The 25,521-nt window shown below is 73.6% G+C and carries 20 protein-coding genes and 1 riboswitch; of the genes, 13 read left to right on the top strand and 7 right to left on the bottom strand.

Annotated features, from left to right (window positions below):
* Positions 1-61 precede the first annotated feature (61 nt).
* The 3 genes from LZ495_RS39140 to LZ495_RS39130 all read right to left on the bottom strand — a co-directional run bounded on the left by LZ495_RS39140 (position 62) and on the right by LZ495_RS39130 (position 2,919).
* A complete protein-coding gene (locus LZ495_RS39140) occupies positions 62-1,234 on the bottom strand; it encodes a bifunctional RNase H/acid phosphatase (protein ID WP_235057978.1) in 1,173 nt (390 codons plus the stop codon).
* The gene (locus LZ495_RS39135; RefSeq protein WP_235058001.1) at positions 1,231-1,974 is read right to left on the bottom strand and encodes a zinc ribbon domain-containing protein; all 744 of its coding nucleotides are present in this window, start codon (positions 1,972-1,974) and stop codon (positions 1,231-1,233) included. The genes LZ495_RS39140 and LZ495_RS39135 overlap by 4 nt, the downstream gene beginning before the upstream one ends.
* Before the next feature lie 114 nt (positions 1,975-2,088).
* Complete coding sequence (locus LZ495_RS39130) at positions 2,089-2,919, bottom strand: Nif3-like dinuclear metal center hexameric protein (protein WP_235057977.1); 831 nt, start codon at positions 2,917-2,919, stop codon at positions 2,089-2,091.
* 369 nt (positions 2,920-3,288) lie between these two features.
* Here LZ495_RS39130 and LZ495_RS39125 point away from each other — a divergent pair, with 369 nt between their 5' ends.
* Entirely contained in the window at positions 3,289-4,452 is a 1,164-nt protein-coding gene (locus LZ495_RS39125; protein WP_235057976.1) for a PASTA domain-containing protein, read from the top strand.
* A 49-nt stretch (positions 4,453-4,501) separates the two neighbouring features.
* Here LZ495_RS39125 and LZ495_RS39120 read toward each other — a convergent pair whose 3' ends face one another.
* On the bottom strand, positions 4,502-4,888 hold the full coding sequence (locus tag LZ495_RS39120; protein WP_235057975.1) for a hypothetical protein: 387 nt from the start codon (positions 4,886-4,888) through the stop codon (positions 4,502-4,504).
* Positions 4,889-5,049: 161 nt separating this feature from the next.
* Between LZ495_RS39120 and LZ495_RS39115 the strand changes: the two genes are divergently transcribed.
* Positions 5,050-5,814, top strand: a complete 765-nt coding sequence (locus tag LZ495_RS39115) for an SDR family NAD(P)-dependent oxidoreductase (RefSeq protein ID WP_235057974.1) — start codon at positions 5,050-5,052, stop codon at positions 5,812-5,814.
* Positions 5,815-5,910: 96 nt separating this feature from the next.
* Here LZ495_RS39115 and LZ495_RS39110 read toward each other — a convergent pair whose 3' ends face one another.
* Positions 5,911-6,525 carry a hypothetical protein gene (locus tag LZ495_RS39110; protein ID WP_235057973.1) on the bottom strand — a complete coding sequence of 205 codons (615 nt, stop codon included), beginning with the start codon at positions 6,523-6,525 and terminating at the stop codon, positions 5,911-5,913.
* A gap of 378 nt (positions 6,526-6,903) precedes the next feature.
* On the opposite strand from LZ495_RS39110, the gene lanL reads away from it, so the two are divergent.
* The 5 genes from lanL to LZ495_RS39085 all read left to right on the top strand — a co-directional run bounded on the left by lanL (position 6,904) and on the right by LZ495_RS39085 (position 17,224).
* Entirely contained in the window at positions 6,904-10,176 is a 3,273-nt protein-coding gene (gene lanL, locus LZ495_RS39105) for a class IV lanthionine synthetase LanL (RefSeq protein WP_235057972.1), read from the top strand.
* On the top strand, positions 10,173-12,311 hold the full coding sequence (locus LZ495_RS39100; protein WP_235057971.1) for an alpha/beta hydrolase family protein: 2,139 nt from the start codon (positions 10,173-10,175) through the stop codon (positions 12,309-12,311). The genes lanL and LZ495_RS39100 overlap by 4 nt, the downstream gene beginning before the upstream one ends.
* A gap of 93 nt (positions 12,312-12,404) precedes the next feature.
* Complete coding sequence (locus LZ495_RS39095; RefSeq protein ID WP_235057970.1) at positions 12,405-12,575, top strand: VenA family class IV lanthipeptide; 171 nt, start codon at positions 12,405-12,407, stop codon at positions 12,573-12,575.
* 168 nt (positions 12,576-12,743) lie between these two features.
* Positions 12,744-15,386, top strand: a complete 2,643-nt coding sequence (locus tag LZ495_RS39090) for an ABC transporter ATP-binding protein (protein ID WP_235057969.1) — start codon at positions 12,744-12,746, stop codon at positions 15,384-15,386.
* Between the two features lie 20 nt (positions 15,387-15,406).
* Entirely contained in the window at positions 15,407-17,224 is a 1,818-nt protein-coding gene (locus LZ495_RS39085) for an ATP-binding cassette domain-containing protein (protein ID WP_235057968.1), read from the top strand.
* A 27-nt stretch (positions 17,225-17,251) separates the two neighbouring features.
* Here LZ495_RS39085 and LZ495_RS39080 read toward each other — a convergent pair whose 3' ends face one another.
* Positions 17,252-17,530: a hypothetical protein gene (locus LZ495_RS39080; protein ID WP_235057967.1), complete on the bottom strand. Its 279-nt coding sequence runs from the start codon at positions 17,528-17,530 to the stop codon at positions 17,252-17,254.
* A gap of 311 nt (positions 17,531-17,841) precedes the next feature.
* Here LZ495_RS39080 and LZ495_RS39075 point away from each other — a divergent pair, with 311 nt between their 5' ends.
* From LZ495_RS39075 to LZ495_RS39055, 5 genes are all read left to right on the top strand, one after another.
* Positions 17,842-19,254, top strand: coding sequence for a PQQ-binding-like beta-propeller repeat protein (locus tag LZ495_RS39075; protein ID WP_235057966.1), 1,413 nt, complete (start codon positions 17,842-17,844; stop codon positions 19,252-19,254).
* A gap of 9 nt (positions 19,255-19,263) precedes the next feature.
* On the top strand, positions 19,264-19,500 hold the full coding sequence (locus LZ495_RS39070; RefSeq protein WP_235057965.1) for a hypothetical protein: 237 nt from the start codon (positions 19,264-19,266) through the stop codon (positions 19,498-19,500).
* Positions 19,445-20,131 carry a hypothetical protein gene (locus LZ495_RS39065; RefSeq protein ID WP_235057964.1) on the top strand — a complete coding sequence of 229 codons (687 nt, stop codon included), beginning with the start codon at positions 19,445-19,447 and terminating at the stop codon, positions 20,129-20,131. The genes LZ495_RS39070 and LZ495_RS39065 overlap by 56 nt, the downstream gene beginning before the upstream one ends.
* 38 nt (positions 20,132-20,169) lie before the next feature.
* Positions 20,170-20,266: riboswitch (SAM riboswitch) on the top strand.
* On the top strand, positions 20,248-20,919 hold the full coding sequence (locus LZ495_RS39060) for a GNAT family N-acetyltransferase (protein ID WP_308268776.1): 672 nt from the start codon (positions 20,248-20,250) through the stop codon (positions 20,917-20,919). Its footprint overlaps the riboswitch before it by 19 nt.
* Before the next feature lie 144 nt (positions 20,920-21,063).
* Positions 21,064-21,504: a hypothetical protein gene (locus LZ495_RS39055; RefSeq protein WP_235057963.1), complete on the top strand. Its 441-nt coding sequence runs from the start codon at positions 21,064-21,066 to the stop codon at positions 21,502-21,504.
* A 48-nt stretch (positions 21,505-21,552) separates the two neighbouring features.
* On the opposite strand, the gene LZ495_RS39050 is transcribed toward LZ495_RS39055, so the two are convergent.
* Positions 21,553-22,485, bottom strand: coding sequence for a YceI family protein (locus LZ495_RS39050; RefSeq protein WP_235057962.1), 933 nt, complete (start codon positions 22,483-22,485; stop codon positions 21,553-21,555).
* A gap of 140 nt (positions 22,486-22,625) precedes the next feature.
* Between LZ495_RS39050 and LZ495_RS39045 the strand changes: the two genes are divergently transcribed.
* Positions 22,626-25,460, top strand: coding sequence for an ATP-binding protein (locus LZ495_RS39045; protein ID WP_235057961.1), 2,835 nt, complete (start codon positions 22,626-22,628; stop codon positions 25,458-25,460).
* Positions 25,461-25,521 lie beyond the last annotated feature (61 nt).

Raw genomic sequence — 25,521 nt, 5'->3', positions numbered from 1 at the left:
CATGCGGGGCACGGCCGGACGGCCGTGCCCCGCATCGCGTCTGCTCGAAAAACCCGGGGGCTTACTGCTCGCGCAGATGCGACGTGTCGTTGAAGACGCGCAGCGACGCGTTGCCGTCCGCCCACCAGTTGATCGCGGTGATCGCGGCCGCGGACAGCTCCATGCGGAACATCGACTGCGCCGGGGCGTCGAGGGCGAGGCGGACCAGCGTCTTGATCGGCGTCACGTGGGTGACCACCAGGACGGTCTTGGCCGGGTAGCGGGCCAGGACCTTCTCGCGCGCCAGGACGACGCGGCGGGCCACCTCGGTGAAGCTCTCGCCGCCCGGCGGCGCGGCGTCCGGGGACACCAGCCACGCGGACAGCTCGTCCGGCCAGCGCTCCCGCACCTCGCCGAAGGTCAGGCCTTCCCAGGCACCGAAGTCGGTTTCCCGGAAGCCCTCTTCGACCCGCACCTGGAGTCCGAGCCGGCGGGCCGCGGCCTCCGCGGTCTGCCGGCAGCGGGCCAGCGGCGACGTCACGACCGCCTGGATCGTGCCGCGCGCGGCCAGCAGGTCCGCGGCGCGCTCGGCCTGCCAGCGGCCGCGCTCGGACAGGTCCGGGTCGTGGCCCTCGCCGGATCCGGAGAAGCGCTTCTGCGGGGTCAGCGCGGTCTCGCCGTGCCGGAGCAGGACGAGGGTGGTCGGGGTGCCGAGGTCGGGGCCCCAGCCGGCGGGCGGCGGGACGGCCGGCGCGGCGGTCTCGCCCTCCGCGTCGCCGACTATGCCGGCGGCGTCCTCGGGCACTGCGGCCGCCGGCGTCTTCGGCGTCCACTCCAGGCCCTTGGCGGCAAGGTCCATGGCTTCGTTGGCGAGCCGGTCCGCGTGCTTGTTCTTCTCGCGCGGCACCCAGGTGTACTTGACCTGCCCCGGCGGGTAGACCGCGCGGGCCTCCTCGGCGAGGTCGCGCATGTCCGGGTGCTTGATCTTCCAGCGTCCGGACATCTGCTCGACCACGAGCTTGGAGTCGGCGCGCACCTCGACCGGCGCCGCGGGGTCCAGCGCGAACGCGGCGCGCAGCCCGGCCAGGACGCCCTCGTACTCGGCGACGTTGTTGGTCGCCTTGCCGATGGACTTGCCCGCCTCCCACAGGACCTCGCCGGTCGCCGCATCGCGGACGAGCGCGCCGTACGCCGCAGGGCCGGGGTTGCCGCGCGAGCCGCCGTCCGCCTCGACGATGAACCCGCGGGTGCTCAAAGGCCCGACTCTGCGGTGCGGACGAGGATCCGGCGGCAGTTGTCGCAGCGCACGATCGCGTCGGGCGCGGCCGCGCGGATCGCGTTCAGGTCGGTGATGCCCAGCTCCAGGCGGCAGCCCTCGCAGCGGCGCTGGTACAGCGCGGCCGCGCCGACGCCGTGCTGCTGGCCGCGGATCTTCTCGTACAGCGCCAGCAGGTCGCCGGGCACCGCGGCGGCGACCACGTCGCGCTGCTTGGTGTCGCCCGCGCTCTCCGCGTCGATCTCGGTGATCGCGGCGTCCCGGCGCTCGGCGGCGGCGTTGCGCTCGGCCTCGGCGGCGTCGCGCTCCTCGACCAGCCCGGCGAGCCGACCCTGGATCTCCTCGCGGCGCTCCATGACCTCCAGGACGACCTCTTCGAGGTCGCCCTGCCGCTTGGCCAGCGAGGTGATCTCGCGCTGCAGGTTCTCCAGCTCCTTGGGCGAGTTGACCTGCCCGGAGTCGAGGCGCTGCTGGTCGCGGGCGGCGCGGGTGCGGACCTGGTCGACGTCCTGCTCGGCCTTGGTCTGCTCGCGCGCCGCGTCGCTGTCCTCGGTCTGCGCCGCGACGACGAGGTCGCGCAGGGTGTTGAGGCGGCCGCCGAGGCGGTCGATCTCCTCGTGCTCGGGAAGCGTCCGGCGGCGGTGGGCCAGCCGGTCCAGACGCGAGTCGAGGGCCTGCAGGTCGAGCAGGCGGTGCTGGTCGGCGGGCGCGGCGTTCAGCGGGATCTCCTTATGCACGGAAGGTTCTTCGCGAGGTCCGGATCCGGTCCGGGCCCCTCCGGACGGACCGGGGTGGGGCGGCCGGGCGGGCTCGCGGGGCGGTCGAGGGGGCGCTCAGGTGGTGCTCGGCACGTGGAAGGCCCACGGGTCGGTGGCCAGTCGTGAGACGTACGTCTCCACCGTAGCCCCGGATGCGGCCAGTGCGGCCGCCAGTTCCCGGGCGGCCTGGTCGAGCCACGGCCACTCGGTGGCCCAGTGGGCCGCGTCGACCAGCGCGGGGCTGCCGGCTTCGAGGGCCTCGGATGCCGGGTGGTGGCGCAGGTCCGCGGTGAGGTAGACGTCGGCGCCGCTGCGGCGGGCCGCGGCGAAGAGGCTGTCGCCGGCGCCCCCGCAGACCGCGACGGTACGCACCGGCCGGTCCGGGTCGCCGGCCACCCGCAGCCCGGCCGCGGTGGCGGGCAGCGCTTTGGCGGCCCGGGCGGCGAAGGCGGCGAGGGTCTCGGTCTCGGGCAGCGTGCCGATGCGCCCGATGCCGCGGCAGCCCGCGGGGTCGGCGGCGCTGGGGTCGAGCGGCCCGGTGACGGTCAGGCCGAGCGCGGCGGCCAGGGCGTCCGAGACGCCGGGGTCGGCGGAGTCGGCGTTGGTGTGCGCGACGGCGAGCGCGCAGTCGCCCTTGATGAGGCTGTGCACGACGCGGCCCTTGAAGCCGGTGGCCGCGACCGAGTGCACGCCGCGCAGGAAGAGCGGGTGGTGGGTGACCAGCAGGTCGGCCCCCCAGGCGAGGGCCTCGTCGGCGACCGCCTGCACGGGGTCGACGGCGAACATCACCTTGCGGACCTCGGCGTCCGGATCTCCGCAGACCAGGCCGACCGCGTCCCAGGACTCCGCCCACTGGGGGTCGTAGAGCCGGTGCAGCGTGGCGAGGACGTCGGAGAGCTTGGGCACGGGGTCGAGGTTACCGTGATCCGCCCCACGGGCCGGACGGACGGGATCGGCCGGTACGGATCTTGGGACGGTCTTCGGACAGGCCCGGGCATCCCGGATGAATCACCGGAAAGCCCAAGTGATTCCGGTCACGACTGCGCCAAAAGCCCCCAACCATCCGGTCGAAGCGGTAGGACCGGCCACGCAGCGCGTGGCCCGGCCCCGGGTACGGCAGGCACCGGAACCGTCGATCCTTCCGGTGCCCGGCGGCGGGGGCGTCCCACCGGGGCGCGGTGCGATCGCGGACAAAGGCGTCCGACCCGAAGTAGCCGTGGGGGCGTCCGGGCCGACCGGTCCGGGTGGGGTCATTCCGTCAGGGGGCGGGAAGAAATGGTGCACTGCATACTCTGCGGCACCGGCAACGACATGGCGGCCCAGTACTGCGCGGGCCCCGGATGCGGAGCCGATCTGGCGGGACTGCGCGAGGGAAGCCCCGAGCGCGCCGTGCAGGTCGAGTGCGAGCCCGCGGATGTCGTCGCCCGTGCCGGGGACCTCGTCGAGGTGCAGCTGAGCGTTCGCAACGCGGGCAGCGTGCCGGACAAATACGTACTCGAACTCCGCCGCGACATCGGCGACCGCGTCACCGTCGAACGGCACGGCGCCCCGGGCGAGGTCCAGCCCGGGCACCTGTGCCTGTGGACGGTCCGGTACGCGGTCCCCCAGGACTGGGACCCGGCCGGCCACCTGGTCGGCGCGGGCGGCCTGTTCGGCGCCCCGGGGGCGGCCGACAAGCTGCTCGACGTGGACCCGGACGACGTCCTGGAAGTCCCGCTGCGGGTGGTCTCGACGCACGACCGCCTGGTCGCGGGCGGCGTCACCCTCGTCATCCGGCCGGTCACCGACCACCTCGACGACACGGACCGGTACGCGGGGGCCTCGCGGCGCCCGTCGCGCGGGCCCCAGTTCATGGCCGCGGGGGCCGTCGCCGCGGTGGCCATCGTGGTGGCGCTGATCGTCGGCATGGCCGCGGCAGGCTCGGGCGGCGGCGACAAGGCCGACCCGACCAAGAAGGCCGCGGCCACGAGCACCGCCCCGGCCCCGGACTTCACCGGCTCGGACTCGACACTGCCGCCGGGAGTCCTCCCCTTCGAGACAGGCTCGACGGCAAAACCGAGCTTCCTGTCCCCAAGCGCGACCCGCACGAGCAAGGCCCCGAGCAGCAAACCCCCGACAAGCGCAGCACCGCCCGCGACACAGCCCGGCCCGGTCGACCCGCCCACGATCGCCCCGCCGTCCTCGGAACCGCCGCCTTCGTCCACGCCTCCCACCCTGGTCAGCGTCCCGGACGTGACAGGCGAGACGGAGGCCCGCGCCATCCGCGAGCTGCGAGCCGCCGGCTTCGAGCCGACTGTCGTCCGCAGAGCCGCCAACGGCGCCAAGGCGGGCACGGTATGGAGCCAGAACCCGAAGGGCTCGACGATGGCCCCCAAGGGCAGCCAGGTAACCATCTACGTCGCCCCCGTACTGACGGTGGCGCCGCCGATCCCCGGCTGAGAGTTGCACACCCCTGCGCAGGCGGCACGCTCCGACGGCCCGCGGCCCGTCAGCGGATCACGGTGATGTCCGGCAGCGGCAACCGCCACTCGCCATTGATCCGCACGAGGACCGCTCGGGCGATTCCGCGCGCCCGAGCCCAGCCGTCATCGACCGAAAACGCCTCCGGGCACCAGCAAGCCGTGTCCCGCGCAGCGCTCATTTCAGCGAACACCGAGTCGACCAGCCGCAGCTCGGCCATGGTGTCCTCGTCCAGGCGGCCCTCCCGGGCCAAGACTTGGGCCAAGCCCAAGGCGTGGTCGAAATCCAGCGCCGGCTCCTCGGCCGACACGCCATGCCTGCGCACCCACTCCTGCTGGTCCGCCGCTTCCGCCGCAAGCACAGCGAGCGCCTCGATCAGCAGCCGCCAACGGAGCGACCGGTCGGGATTCTCCACAGGCCGATCCTCGCATCGGTGACGCCGCTGCGCTGTCGGTGCGATCAGGACCACACCGCCCTGCTCCTCCCCCGGAGGGGCTTCCGTGCGATGCTCCCTGACGTCGATTCAGCTTGCTTCGGTCAAGCATTTGCCGCGGCAACGTCAGGGAGGGTCCACCCATGCTCGATCTCGCAGGTGCGTCGGCCGTCGTCACCGGTGGTGCGTCCGGACTCGGCGAGGCCACCGCGCGGCGGCTCGCGGCCGGCGGGGCCACCGTCGTCGTCGCGGACAAGAACGAGGAGCGCGGCGCGCAGGTCGCGGCCGACATCAAGGGCATCTTCGTGGCGACCGACGTCACCGACGAGGCCCAGGTCCAGGCCGCCGTCGACGCGGCCGCCGCGGCCGCGCCGCTGCGTGCCCTCGTCGCCTGCGCCGGCACCGGGTACGCCGCCCGCACCGTGGGCCGCGACGGCACCCCGCACCCGCTGGCCCCCTTCGAGTTCATCGTCAAGCTCAACCTGATCGGCACCTTCAACGCGGTCCGCATCGCCGCCGCGGCGATGGCCAAGAACGACCCGCAGAACGACAACGAGCGCGGCGCGATCGTCTGCACCGCCTCGGTCGCCGCATTCGACGGCCAGATCGGGCAGGCCGCGTACGGCGCCTCCAAGGCCGCGGTCGCCGGCATGACGCTGCCGATCGCGCGCGACCTCTCCGCGGTCGGCGTGCGCGTCAACACGATCGCGCCGGGCACCATGGACACCGCGCTGTTCGACATGGCCCCGCAGGCCGTCAAGGACACCCTCGGCGCGGCCGTACTGTTCCCCAAGCGCATGGGCGTCCCGGAGGAGTTCGCGAGCCTGGCGTACGAACTGCTCACCAACAGCTACATGAACGCCGAGGTGATCCGCCTCGACGGCGGCATCCGATTCCAGCCGAAGTAGCCGCCGAGCGATCTCCGGAACCGCAGAACGCCAGGGCCCGCCGCGGAAGACCGACCCGCGGCGGGCCTTCTGCTGCCCGGCGCGGCCGAGCCGCTGCTACGGCGCGGGGGACAGGACCGGAGTGGAATTCCCGCCGGCCGGCTCGCCGTTCCCGACGACCCGCGTGGCGTTCGCAGCCTGGGCCGACTCCTCCCGGCTCGACACATGCGGCTGGAAGGCCCCCGGCTCCGGACGCGGGTTTTCGACGTTGAGGGCCTCCCACATGGGGCCGAACCGGAGGCGCAGCATGTCCGACTGGCAGCCCATCGAGTAGAAGTCCGCCACGCAGTTCGGGATCTCCTTGGCGCGGTCCCAGTACTTCAGGACGACCGGGTCGTTCGACGGCGGCAGAATGTCCGTCGAGACCGGCGCCGGCGTCTCCTCGGGCGTCGGGGAGGCCTCCTGCGCCGGAGTCTCGGTCGCCGTTGCACTCGCATCGGTTGCCGCATCCGTCGGCGCTTCGGACGCTGTCTCGGATGCCGTGGCAGATGCCGTCGCGGAGGCCGGAGGGGCGGGCGTCGCCGCCACCGCGGGCGATTCCCCCCCCGCTTGCGGCGCCCCCTGGCCGACCGGCCGCCGCTCCTCGTCCACACGCGTGCAGGCGCCCAGCGCGAACACCGCGGCGACCGCAGCCCCCACCGATATGCCCGACACCCACTTGCGCGACATCATCTGCTCGCCCCCGGAATTCGTCCGACCGGTTGATCGCGGACGGGACCGCATTCTGTTGACGATCACCCGAACCTTCAAGAGGTTCCCGCAGGTCCGCACGCGTGTCCGACCCGAGCCTTACCGGCTCGACCCGCAAGATTCCGGGCGTTCCTGGGTTACTTCACCCATGCGGGTGAACCGGGCCGTAACTCGTTGAGCTGCCCCGAACACGAAACGTACGGTCTTCTCGTCCCGGCCGGTGCGGTGCAACACCCGCCAGCCATCGGGCAGTTCACCCCGGCGTCGCCAAACGGGCGGTCGTCGGCAGCAGGATTCCGGGCGCCGGCCCGCCGGGCGGCTCAATGGCCCGCCGGTCCGGACGCGAGGGGGGTATCAGGGTTGGCCGCAACACGAGTTCGTGGGCACCGCGCCGCACACGGCGCTGCCCGCGACCTGCCGGGGGGAACCCTGGTCGAGCGCGTCCGAGCGGCGCTCGACCGGCACGAGGCCGGCGTCCGGAAGTCCACCGAGGCCGTCGCCGGGGACGACGCCGCAACCGCAGAAGCACCGGGCAGCACCCGTCCGGAGGCTGCGACAGGCAATCCGGCCGGCACCGCAGGAACCGCAGGCAGCGCCGCGTCCGACTGGGAGGTGCGCGTCGACGACCTGTGGTGCACCGCCACCCTGCGCGGCCGCATGCTCCCCGCGCAGGGCTGGAAGATCCACGTCAGCTCCGCGACGGCCAGTGCCGCCGAGGTCCTGGACCGGGTCTGCGACGTGCTCGTCCCGCGCGGCGTCGCCTTCAAGTGCGCGGCCGACAGCGAGTTCCTCAACATGCTGAACTCGCGTGAGGCGGAACGTAGTTCCTCGGGCAAGTTCATCACCGTCTACCCGCGCGACGACATCGAGTTCGTCGAGTTGGTCGACGCCCTCGACCTGGCGACGCGCGGCATGGTCGGCCCCGGTGTGATGTCCGACCGCGCCTGCCGGCCGGGCAGCATCGTGCACTACCGGTACGGCGGCTTCACCAGCCGTGCGCGGCTCGGCAACGACGGCGCGTACCGCCCGGTCCTCACCGCCCCCGACGGCACGCAGGTCGACGACTCGCGCGAGGCGTGGTTCGCGCCGCCGCCGTGGGCCCCCGACCCGCTCGCCGCCCGGCACACCCAGCAGGGCAAGGACGGCAAGGGCGGGGTCCTGGTGGCCGGCCGCTTCGCGGTCACCGCGGCGATCCGGCACTCCGCCAAGGGCGGCGTCTTCGTCGGCACCGACACGCTCACCGGTGCCGACGTGGTGGTCAAGCAGGCCCGGGCGTTCGTCGAGGTGGACCACTCCGGACGCGACGCCCGCGCCGCACTGCGCCACGAATCGGCTTTGCTGGAACGTCTCGCCGCGACCGGCATCACCCCCCGCCAGGTCGCGCTGGTGGAGCAGGAAGGCACGCTGTTCCTCGCCCAGGAGCGCATATCCGGAACCTCCCTGCGCGCCTGGGTGATGCGGCACGCCGGCACCGAGCCGCGCGACGCGGGCGGTTCGCCCGACGTCCCGTGGTCGCTGGCCGGCGGCGTGGTCGCCGAACTCCTGCGCGTCGTCGGGGGAATGCACGCCGAGGGCTTGGTGATCCGGGACCTCGCGCCGACCAATGTCATGGTCACCCCGAACGGCGAGCTCCGCCTCATCGACCTCGAACTGGCCGCCGACATCGGCAGCTTCGCGGGTGCCGCCGGAACTCCCGGCTACCGCGCCCCCGAGCAGCGGGCCGGCTCCCGCTCCAAGCACGCCCGCGGCCGCGGCACCCACCCTGTGTCCCCCGAGGCCGACTTGTACAGCCTCGGCGGCCTGCTCTTCCTGCTGGCCACCGGCACCGACCCCGGTCTGCCGGACGACGTGCAGGAGCCCGGGCTCTCCCCGCGCTCCACCGTCGACCGCATCGCCGCGTGGCTCGACCTCGCGGCCCGGCACGGGCGCACCGCACGTCTGCTGGCCCCCGCGATCCGCGGCCTGCTGCGCGACGAGCCGGGCCTGCGCTGGGACTTGGACCGGGTACGCGCCCACCTGGACGCGGTCGAGCGGCGCGGCGGAGCCCCCGTCCCCGCGCCCGGACGGTCCCGCGACGCGGCCCGCCCGCACCCCTGGCACAACCCCGCCGGGCGGGCCGACGAACCCTCAGGCCCGGCACTCGTCGACCGGGTGCTCTCCGACGGCCTACTGCACCTGGCCGCCACCATGACCCCCGAACGCCGGGACCACCTCTGGCCGGTGACCGCGGGCGGCGCCGCGATGGACCCATGCAGCGTTCAGTACGGCGGCGCCGGCGTGCTCGGCGTGCTGGTCCGGGCCGCGCAGACGCCGACCCTCGGCCCCGCGCTGCGCGACCTGCTGCGCGAACGCATCCGCACCGCCGCCGACTGGCTGCGCGAGCGGGCCGAGCGCGAGCCCGTGGCACTGCCCGGCCTGCACTTCGGCCGGTCCGGCACGGCCTGGTCGCTGCTGGAGGCCGCGGACGTCCTGGACGACCGCGAACTGGCCCGGCAGGCCGCCGAGATGGCGCTCAAGGTGCCGGTCCGCTGGCCGAACCCCGACGTCTGCCATGGTGCGGCCGGGGCCGGCTTCACGCAGCTGCGCTTCTGGGACGCCACCGGCGACGACCGGTTCCGGCAGCGCGTGGTGGCCTGCGCCGACGGCCTGCTGGCCGCGGCGCGCGAGCACGGCGACCTGATGTTGTGGCAGGTCCCGAAGGACTTCGACTCGCAGCTCGCCGGTGCCGCGCACCTCGGGTATGCGCACGGCGTCGCCGGCATCGGCGCGTTCCTGCTGGCCGCGGGCCGGGCCACCGGGCGCGGCGCGTACCTGGACGCGGCGATGGCCGCCGGCCGCACGCTGTCCCGCACGGTACGCGGCGACGACGGCGCGGCGTGGTGGGCGCAGGGACCGGCCGACCCGCCGGGCGTACGCCTGGTGCACTGGTGCAGCGGCTCGTCCGGGGCAGGCACGTTCCTGATCCGGCTGTGGCACGCGACCGGGGACCCGCTGCCGCGGGACCTCGCCGAGCAGGCCGCCCTCGCGGTGCGCCGCGCCCGCTGGCACTGCGGCACCACCGCGTGCCACGGGCTGGCCGGCAACGGCGAATTCCTGCTCGACCTGGCCGAACTCGCGGACCCGGGTGCGGAGGACACGTACCGCCGCTACGCCGAGGAGTGCGCCGAGCTGATCGCGTCGCGCAGCGCGCTGCTGTCCGGGCGGCTGGTGCCGTGCGACGAGACCGCGGTGGGCACGTCCGCGTCGTACGGGACGGGCCTGGCCGGCGTGGCGGGCTTCCTGCTGCGGCTGCGGCACGGCGGCCCGCGCCTGTGGATCGACCCCGTGGACGCGGGGACGCGGCTGAGCGGAATGGAGCCGATCGACCTGGACCGGGCCGAGGCGGAAGAGGCCGGGGACGCGGCCGAGGACGCCTCGGCCGACGAGGCGCACCGGCCCGAACGCCCCGCTGCCGCGGTCACCATGACCACTGCCGCGACCCCCGTGACCCCCGTAGCCCCCGTGACCAATGCCGTGACTGCCGTGACCGCTGCCGTACCCGACGCCGCTCCGTCGGCGCCGGCCCCTGCCGTACCGCCGTCCGCTGCCTCGGCCGGCACCTCGGGCACCACCGAAGGGGGACACGCCGCATGAGCACGACCCTCTCCGCCCCTCCCCTCCGCCGCGTCAGCTACTCGTTCTCGCTCGACGCCGGCTACGCCGCCTGCCTGGCCACCGCCGGCGACGGTGCCTGGCACGTCGAGTCGTGGTCACTGCGCCCCGACGAGTCGGGCACGCTGCCCGCACCCGAACACCCGCTCCTGGCCCGCTCCGAGCACCTGCACACGCAACTGCTGGCGCTGTCCGACGGCGCCGTGCTGGCCTGCCGCCACGAACCCGGTCGCCATGACCTGGTGCTGCTCGGCGGGCCCGGCGACGGCGGCGAGCAGCACATCGCCACACTGCGCAGCCCCGGCCTGCGGCTGCTCCCCTACCCCGGGGCCGACGGCCTCGCGCTCGCGCTGGGCACCGACACGACGCCGACCACCACGGTGTGGCGCGTCCCGGTGGACGGCGGTGCGCTGGAGAAGCTCGTGGAGCTGCCCGGGCTGTTCGGCGGCGGCGTCTGGCTCGACCCGCTCGGCCGCCGGCTGGCCCTGGACGCGGTGCGCGACGGGCGCGTCAAGAGCGCGGTCCTGGACCTGGCCGACGGCAGCCTCGACCCGCTCCTGGAGATGACCGAGCGCAGCAACGACCGGCTGCAGCTCTGCGACCCGGTCGGCGGCCTGCTGGTGATCTCCAGCGACGCCCCGGGGCAGGACCGGCTCGGCTGGATCCGGCTTCCGGAGGACCGCGGCGAGGCGCCCGGCAGGGTGCGGTTCCCGGAGATGGTCCACCTGCCCAACACCACGGTCCGCCCGGTGGCCATCGCCCCGGACGGCAACCGGGTGGCGCTCCAGCTCGACCGCGGCGCGACCTCGCGCCTGGCGGTGTGGGGTCCGGAGGACGGCACGCTCCTGGACGTCACGATGCCGGAAGGCTGCCTGGGCGGTGTGGGGCGCTGGACCGAATCGGGGCTGCACATCCCGTTCTCGGCGCCGGACCGGCCCGGCGGGCTGGCCACGGTGCGCCCGGACCGGCCGGTGCGCTGGACGCTCACCGGGCTGGCGGCGCCGACCGGCGGCGCGTACCGGATGCTGATCGAGGGTGCGGGGATTCCCGCGCCGTCGCCGGCCCCGGACGCGGCGCAGAGCGGGCGGCTCCGCTCCGCGATGGACGTCTTCGGGGACTTCGCCGAGAAGGACGGCGAGGCCGGCGGCGGAGTGGGCACTGCCGGCCTCGACGCCCGGTCCCCCGAGAGGTCCGAGCCTGCCAACTCCCCCGAGTCCGCCGAGCCCTCGAAGCCTTCCGAGTCCTTCGGGTCCCCCGAGCCCGCCGCGCTTTCCGGCGGCCCGGACGGTGCCGCGGCCACCGACTCCGAGTCGGCCTCCGACACCCCCGAATCACCCTGGAAGCCCGCGCACTTGGAGCTTCTCGTCGGCGAGGTGGGGCCCGTCGAGTCGGTCGTCTACGGCGGTCTCGACTGGCGTACCGCGGAGCATGTCGTCGTCGCGCTGCACGGCGGTCCGGCCGCCGCGTGGCGGTTCGAGTTCTCGCCGGTGCTGCAGCACCTCGCCGCGAACGGCGTCGCGGTCGTGGCACCGAACCAGCGCGGCAGCATCGGGTACGGCGAGTCGTACGCCTCGTGCCTGCACGGCGCGTGGGGCGGTCCCGACCTGGAGGACATCGCCGCGATCGCCCGCACCCTGGGCAGCGAACGCGCGGCCGCCGGGCTGCCGTTGCCCGCGCTCTTCGGCACCAGCTACGGCGCGTACCTCGCCCTGCTGTCGGCCTGCACGTCGCCCGACGCATGGTCGTGCGTGCTCGCCATCGCGCCGTTCCTCTCCGGCCCGCGGCTGATCGCCGAGGCCTCGCTCCCGGTCCGCGCGCTGATGACGCGGCTGGGCGGCGACATCGAACTGGACGACGCGCTCGGCCCGCGCGATGTCGCGCGGCTGTGCGAAGGCGTGCGCGCGCCGCTGCTGTTCGTGCACGGCGACCGGGACGACGTGATCCCGGTCGGCCAGTCCCGCACGCTGCGCCACCGGCTGCTGCAGCTCGGACGGGGCGAGGGCACGGACTTCCGCTATCTGGAGCTTCCCGGCCAGGGCCACGAGGTCTTCGCCGGGGACGGGGCTCCCGAGCTGTACACCCGGCTGACCTCGTTCCTGAGGACCGGCCAGGTGTGACCCTGCCGGCTGCTCGAGCCCCGGCACCACCCGCGCACGGGACCACACCTTGGCGCGGCCCACATACCGCGGACACCCATTGGGGGGCGGTCCGTGACACGAAAGGACACCATCATGCAGAACCTGGAGACGGACCTCGCGGCACTGCAGCGCCTGCCGGAGACCGAGTCGGTCGAGCTGGGCGGCGGCCACGGCGGAGGTGGCGGCGGTTGCCAGTTCACCTGCCTGATCGTCACCTGCCTGATCTTCACGATCGGCTGCTGACGCCGCCGCGGCGCAGTGCCGCGGCAGCTGCCGCGAGGCAGCAGGTGAAGTGGATCAAGTGAACGAGGTGAACCGGGAGTTCCTGCCGGAATCAGGAACTCCCGGTTTCACCGCCATCTTGCCAGTCGAGACAGATCCCCGAAATACCCGCTTCGAAAGGACTTTCCCGTGGCCAGGTCCGGAATACGGTTCGCCGACTCCGGAACCGGGTTCCGGGCCGCGTGGCGGCACGCCCCGTGGGCGATGACCGCCCTGCTGGTCTCGGTGCCGGCCGCGTCCGCCGCCGCCCTGCTGCTGCCTGCGGCAGCCTCCCGGGCGGTCGACACGGTCCTCGACGGGGGCGGCGCGAGTACGGCGCTGCTGCCCCTCGCCGCGGTGCTGGCGCTCGGCCTCGCCGCGGCCCTGCTCGGCGAGTTGGCGGGTCCGACGCTGACGGCCGCGCTGACCGCGCGGCTGCGCCGCCGGCTCGCCGGGCACGTGGTGGCGCTGGGCACCGCGGGGCGCAATCCGTACCCCGCGGGCGATGTGACCGGTCGCCTGGTCGGCGGCGCGCCGGATGCCGCCCGCCTGGTGCCCGCCCTGATCGGCACGCTCGGCGCGCTGCTGACCTCGCTCGGCGGGATCGTGGCGCTGGGCGTCCTGGACCCCTGGCTGGCCGCGGCGTTCGTGGTCGGGCTGGTGCCGGGGCTGGTCGTGGTGCGGACCTTCATGGTCCACGCGACCCACTTGTTCGAGCGTTACCAGGAGGTCCAGGGACGGATCTCCGCACGGCTTTCGGACGCCCTCGGCGGCGTCCGGACCATCCGGGCCTGCGGCACGCGCGACCGCGAGGAGACGCGCGTCCTGCAGCCCCTCGGTGAACTTTCCGCCGTCGGATACGGCCTGTGGCGCGCACAACGACGTGCCGTCGCCCAGGTCTTGCTGCTCGCACCGGTGGTGGAACTCGCGGTGCTGTCGGTCGCCGGTTGGGCTCTGTCGGAGGGGCGGATCCCCCCCGGCGGCCTGGTGGCAGCCGCGGGATACGCGGCACTCGGACTCGGCTTCCTGGAGCAGCTGGAAAGCCTGGTCGGGGTGGCGCACGCGCGTGCGGGGCGGCGGCGTACGGACGAACTCCTGTCCGTGCCCGCCGCCCCGCACGGGCCCAAGAGGGTCCTGCCCGCGGGGCAGGGCGAGTTGAGCTTCCACAACGTCACGGTGCGGGCCGCGGACCGGACGCTGCTGTCCGGCGTCGAGCTGACCGTGGCCGCCGGGACGTGCCTGGCGCTGGTCGGCGCCAGCGGCTCCGGCAAGTCCGTGCTGGCCGCGCTGCCCGGCCGCCTACACGATCCGGACGTCGGCGAAGTGCGCGTGGACGGCATGCCGGTGACCGCGCTCGCCCGCGGCGAACTGCGCCGGGCCGTGGCGTACGCGTTCCCCGACCCGGCCCTGCTGGGCACCGACCTGCGCGACGCGCTGGGGTACGGGCGGCCCGGCGCGGGGGCCGGCGACATCGGCCGGGCGGCGGCAATCGCGCAGGCCGACGACTTCGTCCTGCGGCTTCCCGAGGGGTACGCCACCCCGGTGGACGGGCTCGGCCTGTCCGGCGGCGAGGTGCAGCGCCTCGGGCTTGCGCGGGCGGTGGCCCAGGATGCCCGGGTGCTGGTCCTGGACGATGCGACGTCCGGTCTGGACATGGTGACCGAGCACCAGGTGATGGACGCGTTCCGGCGGCGGCTGGCGGGCCGTACCCGGATCGTGGTCGCGCACCGGGCCACCGCCGCAGCGCAGGCCGACCGGGTCGCGTGGCTGGACGGCGGCCGGGTGCGGGCGGTCGGGACGCACGAGGAACTGTGGAGCGATGCGGCGTACCGCGCGGTGTTCGCCGGTGATTCCGCTGCGGCCCGGGACGAACCGGCCGACCAGTTCCGCCCGATGGGCAAGTTCGAGGCGGCGGCACCCTTCAGCGCGCTGGACGCGCTCGTCGCGCGCCGCGGTGATGCTGCGGAGCGACGGGGGTCGGACATGGAGAAGAACCGCCCGGCGAGCACCGGCGACCGCACGAAGTCCGCGGAACCGGCGGCTCCGGCACCGGCTCCGGCTCCGGCTCCGAGGAAATCCACGGCACCGGTCCCGCCCGGCCGGAAGCCCCCCGGCCCCCGCGAATCGGGCAGGCCGGCCGGCGACACCCGGACCCGCGGCGTACTGCTGTCGGGCAAGAGCGCCACACCCCCGCGGTCCCCTGCCGATCCCGGCACGCCGTCCGCGCCGCACGACCGCACCGAACGTCGATCTTCCGAGGCCACCGGCGCATCTGCCGCAGAATCGGCCAGGCGCGCCGAAGCCACCAAGCACGCCGGTTCCGTCCCCCCGCCCCGGCAGGGCGAGACCCACGCCCGGGAGACGGACTCCGGCAACGCGCAGTCCGCGCACGGTCGATCGACGTCCCCGAACGAGCCCGCCGCGGACCTCACCCACCGCACCCACCCCGCGGACCAGCCGAGCGACGCCGCGGCTCCGCAGGCCCCTCAGGCCCCTCAGGCCGCGCGTGGATCCGCCCCTCGGACTCCGCTCCGGGACGACCACGGCAGCGCCCGTACCGCGCTTCCGCCGCTCGGCGACCCGGCCGGTCCATCCGCTTTCCCGAATCCGCCGCGCGGGGCGCGCCCTCCTCGTCCCCCGCGCGCGACCCGTCCGGCGCCGGGCGCGGGCACCGACCACGATCCGGCGCCGAACCCCACCACCCCTCCCCCGTCCCGTAGCCCCTCCGCGGTCCCCTCCCCGACCCCCTCCTCGGACGCGGATGCGGATGCGGCACAGGACGACAAGACTTGAAAGACTCGAGGTACTCCGGCATGACCAAGCCGCGCCACGCGGGCCCGAACGACCCGGGCGGCATACGCGCCGGCCGGAACCTCATCCAGGGCGAACTCCGCCACCGCAAGGGCCCCTTGCTCCGCGTCCTCGCCTGGTCCGCACTCGAAGGCGCGCCGGCCCTGCTCTCCGGCGCACTCGTCGCGGCCTCCCTCGACCAGGGCTTCCTGGCCGGCCGCAACGGCGTCGGCTTCGCACTCCTCGCCGTCCTGGGCCTGGCGATGCTCATCCGCGTCGCCGCCACCTACGCGATGTTCCCGCACCTCGCGGCGGTCGTCGAACCGCTCCGCGATGCCCTCGTACGCCGGGTCGTGGGCGGCGCGCTCGACACCGCGGTGTCCGGCGACCGGGCGTCCACCGACCCCACCGCGGCCGTCGCCCGGCTCACCGAGCAAGTCGAGAGCTGCCGCAACCTCACCGCGTCCCTGATCCGGACGCTCCGCCAACTAGTCGTCACGATCATTGCCGCACTAGTAGGCCTGGCCGTCCTGGCCCCGATCATCCTGCCCCTGGTCCTCCTCCCCCTCCTCCCCGCGGCCTGGCTGTTCGTCCGCCTCCTCGGCCCCCTCGCCGCCCGCCGCCGCGCCCTCGTCCTCGCCGACGAACGCATCGCGACCGACACCGGCCGCATCGTCGACGGCCTGCGCGACGTGATCGCGCTGGGCGCCCAGGACCGCGTCACCGCCGAACTCTCCACCGCCATCGAAGCCCAGGCCAAGGCCGCCCGCGCCCTGGCCCGTGCGTCCGCCCTCCGGCTCCTCATCGTCGGCCTGGGCGGGCAACTCCCGCTGCTGATCCTCCTGCTCGCCGCACCGCGCCTCCTCCGCGAAGGCACCCTCTCCCCGGGCGAGGTGGCCGGCGCCGTCCTCTACCTCGTCAAAGAGCTCTCCCCGGCCCTCCGCACCCTGACCGCGACCGTCGGCGACTGGATCCTCGAACTGGGCGTCGTGGCAGGCCGCCTGGCCGAATCCGGCGCGCCGCCCGCGACCCCGCCCTCGCACACGCCCACCGACGCCCCGTCCGCCGCCTCACTCCTCGACGCCAACGGCCGCCCGGCCCGCCCGGCAGCCCTCGCCGTCCGCGACGTCACCTTCGCCTACGGCCCGCACGCAGCCCCGGTCGTCCAGAACCTGTCCCTGTCCGTCCCCGAACGCGGCCACCTGGCCATCGTCGGCCCCAGCGGCATCGGCAAATCCACCCTCGCCGCCCTCCTCGCCGGGCTCCTCCGCCCCCTCCACGGCACGATCCTGCTGCGCGGCGCACCCATCTCCGCGCTGGACGAGGAACGCCTCCGCCGCGAGATCGCGGTCGTCCCGCAAGAGGCCTACGTATTCGCTGGCACCGTCCGCGAGAACATCGCGTACCTCCAGCCCGCCGCCACCGACGCCGAACTCGACCGCGCCGTACGCCTCGTCGGCTGCCGCGACCTCGTGGCTCGCCTGGGCGGCTACGAAGCCGACATCCCCGACCCCGCCGCACTCTCCGCGGGCGAACGCCAACTCATCGCCCTCGCCCGCACCTTCGTCTCCCCGGCCCGCCTCGTCATCCTCGACGAGGCAACCTGCCACCTGGACCCCGGCACCGAAGCCCTGGCCGAAACCGCCTTCGCCGCCCGCCCCGGTGCCCTCATCGTCATCGCCCACCGCATGGACAGCGCCCGGAGAGCCGACCAAATCCTCCTCATGGACGGCCACCTCCCCACGGTAGGCACCCACGAGGACCTCCTGACCCGAAGTCCCCTCTACACCGACCTCATCGGCCACTGGTCCCAACCGGCCACACCCCCGGCCCGCACCTGATCACGGCCCGGCGCCCTCGGCTCGCACTCAGCGGACGAGCTGTTCCCACCAGACCGTGAACTCGTCCCGCCCGTCCGGCGTCGCGACTCCGTGCGGCGAGGTCGAGACGGTCACCGTGCCGCCGTCCGGCGACTCGCTTCCCTCGCACACCACGCAGGCGATGGAGGCCGCGACCGGATAGGACGAATCCGGGCCCAGATCGGCCGCTGCCCGGAAGATCGGCGGCTTGTCGAACACCGCCCAGCGCCGCCCCGCCGCGTCCGTGAACTGCACCTCGACCCAGCCGGGGAACGGCTCGTCGTCCACCCAGCGAACCACTTCACACCGCAGTTCGACCACGTCGCTCCACCGCCTGCCGCTCTGCCTGTCGGTCGTCCCGTGACCGTACCGGTTGTCCAGGCTGCCGGGATGTCCCGCCCGCCGCCGTCTCCGCTCGCCAACACGCGCTCGGCGCCCACCCACGTCCGTGGCTCCGGAATCCGCCTCAGCCCCGAATTCCGCTTCCCCGCTTACCGGCGGGTGTCCTGCCCGCCTCGGCCGGGGCCTGGCACCGCCCGCTTCGCGCTGCGTGGATATTCCGCACAGCGCGGAGGCGCTGTTGCACGAGCCTGTTGCGTATGACAGTGATCTCCGGGGCGCGTCGGCGTCGTCCCCTGCACATGCTCGTCGTCGGCGTGCTCGCCCTGGCGCTGGTCGGCTGCAGCAATGCGAAGGACGCAAAGGACGACAGCCCGGCGCAGTCGGCGAACACCCCCGCGCCGGTCGTGCCCAGCGAGGTTCCGCCGGCGGGCGATCTCACGGTGAAGTGGAGTGTGCCGGCAAACGACAGCCCGCGGAACGCGGTGTTCGGGCGCTGGATCACCAAAGACGCGCTCTACGTCGGTACCTGGACCGACGGCCTGGTCCGCTACTCGGCCTCGGACGGCAAGGCCGAAGCCGTCCCGCTGCCGGGGCCGGAGCCTCGGATCTGCGGCATGAGCACCTCGGCCTCCGAGACCCTGGCCGCTGTCGCCTGGGGCGCCGGGGACACCTGCTCTAACGTCGGCCTCGTCGACCTCACGACCGGGAAGCTGCGCTTCACCGTGCCGTTCACGCTCCTGTGGAACGATGGTCGGCCCGGCCGAACCCTGAGGTACGGCACGACCATGCAACTGGTCGTCACCGACCACATGGTCGTCGCTGCCGGGGACGGTGACGTCCACACGTACGACATCGCCGACGGCAAGTTGCGGTGGTCGTGGTCGGCCAAGGCCATCGGTTTGGAACAGGCGTTCACGACCGGCGCACTCGCCGACAATTCGACTGTCCTCGTCAGCGTGTGGCCGATGGACGCCCAACGGGCGGGCTGGGGGGCTTCGTTGGACGCGGCCACCGGCGCGATGCGCTGGGGAGGCCCCGTTGTGCCGCGCGGCGCCGAGCGGATCTCCGCCGTCAGCCTCGACCCGCCGGCGTTCTCTGTGCTGCACACGAAGGGGCTCGCCCGTTCGATCGTCGTCGTCGACGACAAGGGCCGCCCGAAGCGCACGATCGAGGTCAACAAGCCCGACGACCCTGACGCGTCCCCGGAGACCTTCAGGCTCGGCAGGTCGCAGGAAGAGTCCCTTCTGCATGTCGCCGCGGGCGTGTTCTACACCCGTACAGAAATCGGGCGCGGGAAGGACGAGCGCGTCGGTGTCAAGGCCGTGGACCTGAAGACAGGCGCCACCAAGTGGACCACGCCCCTGCCCGGCAAGGAGGACGACTACCACTCCCTCCTGGATCTCCGCGTGATCGATGCCGGTCCTGCCGGCGTCCACGTCCTGCAGATCGGCGACAGCTACGACAAGGAGCCGTTCACCGTGTGGTGGCTATCGCCTCAGGACGGCACCTGGCGGAAGTGGGCCTCGGGGCCGTCCCCGGACAAAGTGTTCGAGGGCTATTCCCTCTGGTACGCATGGTTCGACGGCGGCATTTACCTGACGTCGACGAGCATCAGCCCCGGACAGCCGATCGCGGTCCGGATCGCCGACGCTGCTCGACCACCCGTCTAGGCTGCGGGAATGTCCCGTACGCCGTCGTCACCGCTCACCCTGGAAGCTGCCCGGGGTCTCCAACGCATGCTCGGTGCCGCGATCGAGCCCGGGCTCACTGCCGAGGAGTTGGACGACGTCGAGGCGCGGTTCGGGTTCCGGTTCGCGGCGGACCACCGCGTGTTTCTGTCCGCCGGGCTGCCGCTGGGCGATGGCTGGCCGGACTGGCGGCACGGCAGCGACGAGGACCTGCGGGGACGGCTCTGAATTCACCGGCCGGTCCGACGCACCGTTCGAGCCCCGCTCGACCGTCGACTTCTGGACGTACATCGTCGAGGGCGAGACCGTAACCGCGTTCACCACGCCGCACCTCCCCGACGCGACCACCGCCGAGGAAGCCGTCCACTACCTCCGGATGCTCGCCCTCGAGCGCATCCTCGGACGCCGGGTCGACGACGAGCAGCTCGTGCAGGCCGGGCTGGTCGCGCTCGTCCTCGATGTGGAAGCCCCGACGCTGCCGACGCTGGCAGGTCTGCGCGTGCGGGAGCAGCGGCAGGCGGTCGGGCTGTTCGAGCAGGTGCTCGACGAGTTGGGCATCACCCCGGAACTGCCCGCCGACCACACCGAGATCCGCTGGGAACTGGTGCGCTGGTGGCTCCGGCTGATCGCGAACGGCAGCATGGCGCCGCTCGCCGGCGGCGAGGTGATGGCGTACGACGGATGGGCCGCTCTGGGTGAAGTCGTGGCGCTGGGGCCGCTGGCAGAGCTCGTACGCGATCCCGCGTATGTGCCCGCGGACAAGCGGCTCCCGCCCGCCGAGCGCAACCGGGCGATCATCGCGGAGGCCGAGCGGCTGCTCGCCGGCGCATGGCCGCCGAGCGAGCCGTATTCCGGTTGACCGGGCTGCTCGCGTCCGACCAGGATCTGCGGCACCGAGTTTCATCAAGAGGATCCGAGGGACCTGGCCCTGCGACGATCCGGCAACCTGCCTGCGCGCCCGCGGGGAAGGTGCCAATGCCGGGAACGATGAGGAGGCGTGCGATGGCTTTGCCTGTTGATGTGCCGGTGCTGTGCGGGGAATTCGTCCGATTGGAGCGTTTGTCGCAGGCGCACGTACCGGATCTGGTTCGGGCTGCGGAAGAGGACCGCACGAACTACGGCTACACGCTGGTGCCGCGAGCCACGGATGTCGCGGAGTACGTGGAGACCACGCTCGGACGGGCGCAGTACGGATGGACACCGCTCGCGCAGATCCGGGTGAGCGATGGCGCTGCGGTCGGGAGCACCAGCTTTCTGGAGCCGCGTGCGCTTCCGGGGCAGTCGGCTTTGTACGCGGTCGAGATCGGTGGCACCTGGCTCGCCGCGTCGGCGCAGGGTACGGCGATCAATGCAGAGGCGAAGTATCTGCTCTTCGCCCATGCCTTCGAGACGTTGGGGCTGGCCCGCGTCGACCTGAAAACCGATGCCCGCAACGAGCGATCGCGGGCCGCAATCGCGCGGCTCGGTGCCCGCTTCGAAGGGGTGCTGCGCAGTTGGAGCGCCTCGTGGGCGCCCGGCGAGGAGGGCCTCCTGCGCGACTCCGCGATGTTCTCGGTGGTCGCGGACGAGTGGCCGGAAGTACGGGCAGCGCTGCGCGAGCGCGTGGCGGCCAAGGCGGAGCAGGCCGGGCGCAGCGGCCGCCGTTGAGGCGTCGCGTCGCCTGCCCGGGCATCTGCCTGGGTTACGTACCCGAGTTACCTATAGACGACTGATTCCGGGCGTCTGCGTCGCTTCTAGCGTTCATGTCACCGCACAAGAGCGACTGAATGCAGACGAAAGGACGTGACGGTCATGTCGACCAACGCCATCGGAATGACCATCGGCGGGCTGCGCACCTACCGGGCCGACCGCCCCCGCTTCACGAGGTCGGTCCTGTGGCTGGACGCGGCCGTCACCGGTGCCAACGCCGTCGCGTACCTCGGTCTCGCGCAGGTCCTCGACTCGGTGCTGGGCATACCGGCGAGCACGCTGTACGCGATCGGCGCCTTCCTGCTCGTGTACTCGGTCGGCGTGGCCGCCGTGGCCCGGCAGGGTGTCGTCAACCGGACCGCGGTCGGCGTCATTGCCGCGGGCAACCTCGCGTGGGTGGCCGCCAGCATCGCGATGGCGGTGACCGGGACGTTCAGCCCGACCACGGTCGGCACCACGTGGGCGATCATGCAGGCCGTGGTCGTCGCCGCGTTCGCCGACCTGCAGTTCATGGCGCTGCGCGGCAAGCCCGCCGGACGCTGACTCCCGCACTCCCGCACTCCCGCACTCCCGACGATCCGGCGGGCCCGCCTACGCGGCCCGCCGGTGACCGTGCAGGTTCCGGTGGCGGTGCCCCGCGGCCGGGTGGAGTGCCCGGTCGAGGAAGGCGTTCGCCAAGCGTTCCGTAGGGTCATGGCGCAGCAGGGCGATGTCGAGGGTGATGCGTACCCGGTCGCCGGCCTGGAGGATCGGCAAGCCGAGCAGCCCGGGAAGGCCCGGCAGGCCAGGCAGCCCGGCCGCGTCGTCCGGCCGGATCCCGAAGTCCCCGAGCGCGACTGTGGTGTGCGCGGTGAAGCCGGCGGACGGGGTGCCCTGGGCGGACACGTCCGACTCGGGCCCGGGCTCGTGCCACCCCACCTGCATCACGACGGGGTTGAGTGCCCCGTGCAGCATCAGCTCGCCGACGAGGACGCCCTCGTCGGCGCTGCTGTGCGTGAGCCCGTCCTGCACGGGATCCAAGTAGTCGATCTCGTCCCCGTCGAGCTCGTCCCCGTCGTGCTCGACGCCATCGGGCCCGGGGCCGGACGGGCGCGTCCCGGGCGGGCCCGGGAACAGCCGCCGGACGGTGCCCAACGTGACGCCGGCCCCCGCGAGCGAGAGCCACACTGTGTTGTCACGGTGGTCGGCCGAGACCTCGACCAGGCCGGAGACGCGGCGGAAGCGTCCGCGTATGCCGCCCGCGGTCCCGTCCGCCGTGGTGAATGCGGCGCTGCTGGCCGCGGGGTCGATGTACCAGGTCCCGGCGGGCGGGAGGTTGGCGTCGGGGGCCCCGAGGACGGTCGGGGGAACGGTCGCGGGTACCGCCGCAAGGATCGGCGTACGAGCGGTCGGATGGGCAGGCGAAACCGTGGTCGGCCCGCCCGTCGAGGGCGGCACCGCGGTCGGGCGCCCCGCGGAGCGGGCTCTGGAACCGGCCGTCGGACGGGAGATCGGGAAAGCTGCGGCACTGGCATGCGTCGTCATGCCATGAGCTTCCGCCGCGGGACCCTGCCCAGGCATCACGTGATCACGTGATCTGCAAGCCGCACGTACGTGAGGTTCACGTGCCATCCCGGGAATACCTGCCGCCGGGGGCGACTACGGGGTCGTCTACGCTCCCCCTGATGCACGTGTTCTCCTTCGACCCGGCGACCACGCCCCTGGTCGGACGCGAAGCCGCCGTCGACCGGCTGCGCGGGCTGGTCCGTGCCACCACGGCCGGTGCGTCCGGTTGCCTGATCGTGTCCGGTGAAGCGGGCATCGGCAAGTCCCGGCTGCTGGACGAGACCGCCCGGATCGCGGGCCGCGAAGGTATCGGCGTCATCGGCGCGACCGCCACCGAACTCGACCGCGTCACCCCGCTGGCCACCCTCGCGGGTGCACTCAGCCAGTGCGACCCGCCCGTGCTCGACGACGGAATGCGGGCCGAGCTCGCCGAGCATGCGGCGTTCCCGTACCGGCAGCGCGAGCTCCTGGTCGGTGCGCTGCGCGACTACGCCGCCGCCCGTCCCGTGCTGGTGGCCCTGGACGACATCCAGTGGGCGGACGAGGCCACCGCGGGCGCGGTACGCGCGATGGTCCCGGCGCTCGCCGGCCTCCCGGTCGGCTGGCTGCTCGTGGGCCGTCCGATGACCGGCGGCACTCCTATGTACGCAGCCGTCGAAGGGCTGCTGGAATGCGGCGCCGGGCATCTCGCGCTCGACGCCCTGCCCGACGACGCGGTGCACCACCTGGCAGCGCAGCTCCTCGGCGGACGTCCCGACGCGTGCATACGCAACTTCGCGGACCGTGCCGGAGGCAACCCTTTCCTGCTGCGCGAGTTGTGCACGTCGCTGGCCGAGGCAGGCCGCGTGCGGGTCGCGGACGGTGTCGCGACGGTCGGCGAGGACGCCCTCCCGGAGAGCTTCCGGGCCCGCACCGCACGGCGTTTGCGGCACCTGTCGCCCCCGGCCCGCCGGCTTCTGGAGGCAGGCGCGGTCCTGGGCCGCCCGTTCCAACTGCGCGAGGCCGCCGCCATGGTCGGTACGCCGGTCCCGGAACTTGCCCGCGCCGCCGAGGAAGCACTCGTCCAGGGCAACCTCATCGACACCGGGACCGCGCTGGCGTTCCGGCACGACCTGATCCGGCAGGCGGTGTACGACGGGCTGGCCGGCCCCGTCAAGCAGGCTCTGCACTACGAGGCGGGCAGCGTCCTCCGGGCCGCCGGGCATCCGGCCGCGGAGACCGCCCGGCATCTCGTGTGGGGTGCGCGGCCCGGCGACCCGGAGGCCATCGCGGTGCTGCGCAGTGCGTCCGACGAGACGCTGCGTACCTCGCCGGGCCTGTCCGCGGACCTGCTGCTGCAGATGCTGGGCCTCATGCCGGCCCACCACCCGGACCGGCCGGACGCGGTCGGCCAGGCGGTGCGCCGCCTCACGCTGGCCGGACGCATCGGCGAATCGCTGGCGTTGGGCGAGGAGACGCTGCGCGAGCGGATGCCGGCCGCGGGCGAGGCGGCGATCCGGCTCGCGCTGATCGCGAGCTTGCGGCTCCAGGGCCGGGACCGGCAGGTGTTCGAGCATGCCCGGCTCGCCCTGGCCACCGGGGCGGTGACGGACCGCCAGCGGGCCGTGCTGCTCGCCCAGCAGGCGGTCGCCATCATGTTCTGGGGGCTCGGCGACGGAGCCGACCCGGCGCGGCTGCGTGCCGAGGAGTTCGCACTGGAGGCCGTCGACATCGGGGAGCGCACCGGCGACCATGCGGCCATGCTGCACGGCAGTTGCGCGCGGAGCTGGGCGCTGATCGCACGCGGACGCATCGGCGACGGCGTCCTGCTGGCCGAACAGGCCATGGAACTGGGCAGGTTCGCGGACCGCGGACAGGAGTGGTTCCCGCCGCACCTGTGGCTGGCGAACGCGCTGACCGCCGCGGAGCGGTTCGACGAGGCATGCACGGTCATCGATGCCGGCCTGCGCGAGGCGGAGCGGCACGAAACCACGTGGGCTATCCCGGTGTTGCGCTATTACCGCGCGGTGCTGTGGCGCACGGCCGGCCGGACCGAGGAGGCGCTCGCCGAGGCCGAAGCCGCGCTGGTCGCTGCCGAGGAACTCACCGTGTTCATCGTCGCCGACGCCCTCCTGGTCACCCTTGCCCTCCTCGAACTCCAGCGCGGCGACCTCCCCGCGGCGCGCGTCCACCTCGCACGGGCCAGGCGGTACGTGGACCGCGGGGTCATCACGGCGATCGAGGACATGCGGATCGCCGCCGCGCTCCTCCAGGCCGCCGAAGGCGACCCGCACGCCGCGCTGAAGACCGCAGAGCCGGTCTACGACGCGTTCCCGAAGCGGCTGTGGACGCTCGCGTACGACCCGTGGCTGGGCCCGGAGCTGGTACGCATCGCGCTGCGCGCAGGCGCTCCCGACCGCGCCGCTGCGGCCGCGACCGCATCGCGCCGACTTGCCGACCTCAACCCGCAGTTGCGCACCGCGGAGGCGGCCGCGCTGCATGCGGAGGGTCTGCTGGGCGGGGACCACAAGCTGCTTCTCGCGGCTGTGGATGCGTACCGCGGTGCCCCGCGCCGGCTGGCGCTGGCTGCGGCGCTGCAGGATGCGGCGGCGGTCGAGCCGGACCGGGCGCAGGCGATCGGACTGTGGGACGAGGCGCTGCAGATCTACACGGACGCCGACCTCCCGCGCCTGGCCGCGCCTGTGCTGAGCGCACTGCGGGCACTCGGCGTACGGCGGCGCTCTCCGCGCGCGAACTCCCGCCCCACCGAAGGATGGGAGGCGATCACACCGGCCGAGCTGCGCGTCGTACGGCTGGTCGCGGAGGGACGTACCAACCGCGACATCGCACAGCAGCTGCACTTGTCGCCGCATACGGTCGACGCGCATCTGCGGCACGCCTTCGCGAAGTTGGGGGTGTCGAACCGAATCGCGCTGACTCGGGTGGCGGCGGAGCACCTACCGCCGGGCGCGTGACGCGCGAGCGACTCCACGTCCTTTCCCACTTAGCGCACGCTTGGGGCCCGACGCCCGACAC

The sequence above is a fragment of the Yinghuangia soli genome, assembly GCF_021502675.1.
Classification (GTDB): domain Bacteria; phylum Actinomycetota; class Actinomycetes; order Streptomycetales; family Streptomycetaceae; genus Yinghuangia; species Yinghuangia soli.
Note: the sequence above shows the minus strand (reverse complement) of the source record. Positions and strands in the feature narration are given on the sequence as shown.

What these genes read in the sequence shown, in the direction of transcription:
- LZ495_RS39060 (WP_308268776.1), top strand. Translation starts at nt 20,248, where the DNA reads ATGCCGGGAACGATGAGGAGGCGTGCGATGGCTTTGCCTGTTGATGTG.
- LZ495_RS39045 (WP_235057961.1), top strand. Translation starts at nt 22,626, where the DNA reads ATGCACGTGTTCTCCTTCGACCCGGCGACCACGCCCCTGGTCGGACGC.
- LZ495_RS39085 (WP_235057968.1), top strand. Translation starts at nt 15,407, where the DNA reads ATGACCAAGCCGCGCCACGCGGGCCCGAACGACCCGGGCGGCATACGC.
- LZ495_RS39065 (WP_235057964.1), top strand. Translation starts at nt 19,445, where the DNA reads ATGGCTGGCCGGACTGGCGGCACGGCAGCGACGAGGACCTGCGGGGAC.
- LZ495_RS39115 (WP_235057974.1), top strand. Translation starts at nt 5,050, where the DNA reads ATGCTCGATCTCGCAGGTGCGTCGGCCGTCGTCACCGGTGGTGCGTCC.
- LZ495_RS39075 (WP_235057966.1), top strand. Translation starts at nt 17,842, where the DNA reads ATGACAGTGATCTCCGGGGCGCGTCGGCGTCGTCCCCTGCACATGCTC.
- LZ495_RS39125 (WP_235057976.1), top strand. Translation starts at nt 3,289, where the DNA reads ATGGTGCACTGCATACTCTGCGGCACCGGCAACGACATGGCGGCCCAG.
- LZ495_RS39100 (WP_235057971.1), top strand. Translation starts at nt 10,173, where the DNA reads ATGAGCACGACCCTCTCCGCCCCTCCCCTCCGCCGCGTCAGCTACTCG.
- LZ495_RS39110 (WP_235057973.1), bottom strand. Translation starts at nt 6,525, where the DNA reads ATGATGTCGCGCAAGTGGGTGTCGGGCATATCGGTGGGGGCTGCGGTC.
- LZ495_RS39050 (WP_235057962.1), bottom strand. Translation starts at nt 22,485, where the DNA reads ATGACGACGCATGCCAGTGCCGCAGCTTTCCCGATCTCCCGTCCGACG.
- LZ495_RS39055 (WP_235057963.1), top strand. Translation starts at nt 21,064, where the DNA reads ATGTCGACCAACGCCATCGGAATGACCATCGGCGGGCTGCGCACCTAC.
- LZ495_RS39070 (WP_235057965.1), top strand. Translation starts at nt 19,264, where the DNA reads ATGTCCCGTACGCCGTCGTCACCGCTCACCCTGGAAGCTGCCCGGGGT.